At 43.6% G+C, this 3,753-nt stretch carries 1 protein-coding gene and 1 pseudogene; one reads left to right on the forward strand and one right to left on the reverse strand.

Translation table 11 applies throughout. The features are described 5' to 3' along the window. Positions 1-1,745, forward strand: a pseudogene (locus tag H6G92_RS38370) (bifunctional DNA primase/helicase); the annotation flags it as partial. Positions 1,746-1,866: 121 nt separating this feature from the next. On the opposite strand, the gene H6G92_RS38375 reads toward H6G92_RS38370, so the two are convergent. Next, entirely contained in the window at positions 1,867-2,796 is a 930-nt protein-coding gene (locus H6G92_RS38375) for a tyrosine-type recombinase/integrase (RefSeq protein ID WP_190902043.1), read from the reverse strand. Positions 2,797-3,753 lie beyond the last annotated feature (957 nt).

Here is a 3,753-nt window from a genome sequence, read left to right on the forward strand (position 1 = left end):
TGATGCTTGGTGAGAAAGTCATGGTTGCAAGTGACAGTAAGCGTTTCATCAAAAAACTCGACAAATCCTTTACTATCAACTACGAAGAATCTAACTCCGAAAAATCACATACACCAAAAAAATGGCGGATCTGGTCGGTTCACTCTGACAATTCTGGCAGTGATGAAAATGTCGCTTTCATCAAAGATATCACCAACGCCGTCAAAAACTTTGATGCCTTGTTCACCTCTCCCAGCCTCGGTACTGGTGTTGATATTTCTGAGTATCATTTTGATTTAGTGTTCGGGGTGTTTCACGGCGTTTCCCAAACCGCTACTGAGTGTGCCCAGCAACTGTACCGTTATCGTCCAAAAGTCCCGTTTCATATTTGGGTGGCCCCGCGTCCTCCCTTTGGTTACAAGGATACAAACGCATCCAAGATTAAAGAGCGCTTGCTCCAAACCAATGAAATGACTGCTTTTCTGTTGCGGATTGACCGTCAAACAGGCTTAAGGGGCGCAGAGAAAGATTGGGCCTTAGATGCCTATTGTCAAATTATGGCTAACCGCCACTATTCTCTCAATAATCTGCGTGATGATTTGCGATCGCTCCTCACCGAAATGGGCAATACATTTATATGTGTGGGCAATGATGATGATACTCAATCCCTTGAAAGTCTAAAAGCAGCAGCACAAGCTTTGGATAGTGCCCACAATTCGGCTGTTGCCAAGGCCAAGAATATTACTTTGAGCGAGTACCGTGCCCGTCAGAGCAAAGATTACCTTGACCCTAATGAAATTTTTGAATGCGAAAAATTCCGCATTTCTGATTCTTACGGCATCGAAGTAACCGAATCGCTCGTAGAAATGGATAAAGGTGGTCGCTTAATTAGAGCGATCGCTGGACTTGAGGCCATTTTAGCCCCACCCGAAGAATCGTTTACTGACCCCAAAACTGGGCAAAGTTATCCTACACCACCAACAATTGTCACCCAAAAAGACCGCACCGAGCGGGACAATTTACCTTTGTGCATCGACTGGGGGAATTACTCGGCACGGTGGCTGGCTAGATTTAACCTGGGGCTGCATCAGATTCTCAAGCGTTTAGTTGCGGGAGAGGAATTTACCGCCTCGGATTCCACCTTACTTAAGATGAGGGACATCGCTATACATTGTGCTGCTCACGTCAAAGCAATTCTTGGGTTTACTATTCCCAGTGACTGTAAACCTATTTGGTTGCTGGCCACAATGGTAGAGCAGCTGGGGCTAAAGTTGACTTTCCGTAAGCAGGGTAAACGTGGTCAACAGGTGAAACTTTTCTCTTTAGATAAAGAGCAATTGGAATTTGCAATGCATGTAATTGCTCATCGTGAAACGAAGCGTAATCAAAAAGAAAATCGAACCTATTATGCTGCCGAAACCCCTGCTGTGTATAGTGCAAACCCAAATCACCAGCCCGTATCCATCCCCCCCCTTGATGCTATAGGGAACTCCCATTGCCAAGGGGAGGATACTACCGAATTTGAGTCGCCTCCGACTGATCGCGCTACCCTACTTCATTGTGTGGAAATGCTACGCTCTGGTATCAAGCAGGGGGTTGATGCGATTAAGGGCATCCTTAAGCGATGGGTTGAGGATTTGCGCTGGGAGACGGTGCTGGAGTTGGAGACGGTCGCGGCAAATGAGCTGCGACTTGTGGAATCTCAAGTTCCTGAATTTTATGAATGGCTCTTGGAAGAAGTGTTGCCTATGGAGGGGGCTGGCTAAGGAAAAATCCCTTTGGCATTTGAAAGCAGTTTTTCTGCTTAGTTTCCAGTAGCAATCGATGCCACTGGTTCTTATTTGTGCTGCATTCTCACTGGTTAAAATCTTAGAATTTGTGTAAATGTCAAAGATCCATCAAGTTCAAAGCGCTACTGTCATTCGGTCTAGCCTTGAGATAGCGATCGGTGATGGCTAAATTGGCATGACCCAAAGTTTCTTTCACCAGCACTGGATTAGTCCCGCGCTCAATAGCATGAGAACCGTGGGCATGACGTAACCAGTGAGCCGAAACCAGTTCGCTTAATCCGGCTTCTTGTGCAATTGCTTTGACAATCGGGTGCAAGTTTTGACGGTCGAGGTGTCCCCCCTTTTGACTTGGAAACACTGCTTGATTGGAGTGAGCCGAAGCTTTGAACTCCATTAATTCCATCCAGAGTTTCTGCTTGATGAGAATTGTCCGATTTTTGCTGCCCTTGGCTTTACGAACATACACCTGACCACTGTCGCCACGGGGTGTCAAATCTCCCCAAGTCAGATCACAGATTTCACTTGCCCGTAACCCTGCCTGATACAGCAGTTTGATAATCAACAAATTTCTTTTGGCTGTGTACTGTCGCTTAGGAGTTTTCGCATCCGCTAAATGCTTAGAAGCTGCCCGTACCAACAATTTAATATCAGCTTCATCCAGATAGCGTTCGTTGATTACATCTGGCAATTCACCGAGTTTTAGCGCCATACCCACATTAAAAGGGAGATATCCAATTTTATGAGCGAAACTAATCAAGCTTTTAGCTGCGGCAATATATATCCGTTTTGTACTTTCAGCATTGCCCCCAAAAGAACTAGCGTATTCTACCAAGTCTTCATAGGTCACTTTTTTGAGGGGTTTGTCCAAAAATTCCAGAAATCGCCTCGTGTACCGTCGGTAAGAGATGATAGATGACTCTGCTTTTCCTTCCAACCACAGCGCAATCAACTTCGCCTCCGCCTGCGCTACTGGCAAGGAAGCGATCGCCTTTCTATGTGCTGTTATGTGGACAAGAGAGAGCGTCATTTTTATTACTCCCTTAATAATCAGACACAAGTGTATTTTCGTCTGGTTTTATAGTGTCTGATTTTTATTGTCCTTTAAAATGGGCGTTTCAACTCACCCTCAAGCGACTGAAAATTTCTCGGTTTTTGCGTATAGTACACCTCTAATACTGAGGAGCGTGACAAACACAATACTGTTATGCAATTGTTCAGCAGGGTATTTATTTTGAAAAACCTAAAAATAGGTGAAAAAAATAAACTAAAAATGACTTTATAGTTAATAACTGATATAAGAGGTCAAAGAGCGTCTTCCAAAGTTTATTTACGCCGCAGTGTACGGCTTTTTAAGCGCTATCACGCTATAAAACTATAGAGTCATTTTTAGTTTATTTTTTGAGAGTGGTTTGATTGCTTTGTGTTAAAGACACTTTTTTCTAGAACCGCAAACGGGAGCTAGAGAAGTAATGAGTAATGAGTAAGAAGTTTTGGCTCTTCCGTAGATGTTATGCTGAACTTTAAAGGAAAATTCGGAATTTACCTTTAATAGCAAGGTTTTTAGGCAGTTTTAGCCTTGATTTTATTCCAAAGGCTCAAAATCACAGGTTAAAAGCTATCTTTCTTGCCCAGTAAGGAATCTGAGCTATTTTATAAGCGTTTTTAGCATAACAAGTAATGAAGAACCGAAGTTTTTACTCATTACTCATTACTCATTACTTCTCTTTTGCTCCATCAAACGCCTTGAGAAGAGTGAGAAATGCGGGCTAGCTACCAGATTTCTCACTCTTGATTGAGAGCAACAACCGCAAGCCGGGTGAAATTGTTAAGGTAAAGAAGGCAGGAGGCAGAGGGCAGAGGGCAGTCCCAATGAAAAAATTTCATTACCATGAATGAAAATGTGGTAACTTCCAAGATAAGGCTGATACAAGCGAGGTTGTTTCCTTATTAGAGCACCAGAGCCTGAAGGGCAGTCTAACCTGGA

Source organism: Nostoc foliaceum FACHB-393 (assembly GCF_014698505.1).
Lineage (GTDB): Bacteria > Cyanobacteriota > Cyanobacteriia > Cyanobacteriales > Nostocaceae > Nostoc > Nostoc foliaceum_A.

What these genes read in the sequence shown, in the direction of transcription:
- H6G92_RS38375 (WP_190902043.1), bottom strand. Translation starts at nt 2,796, where the DNA reads ATGACGCTCTCTCTTGTCCACATAACAGCACATAGAAAGGCGATCGCT.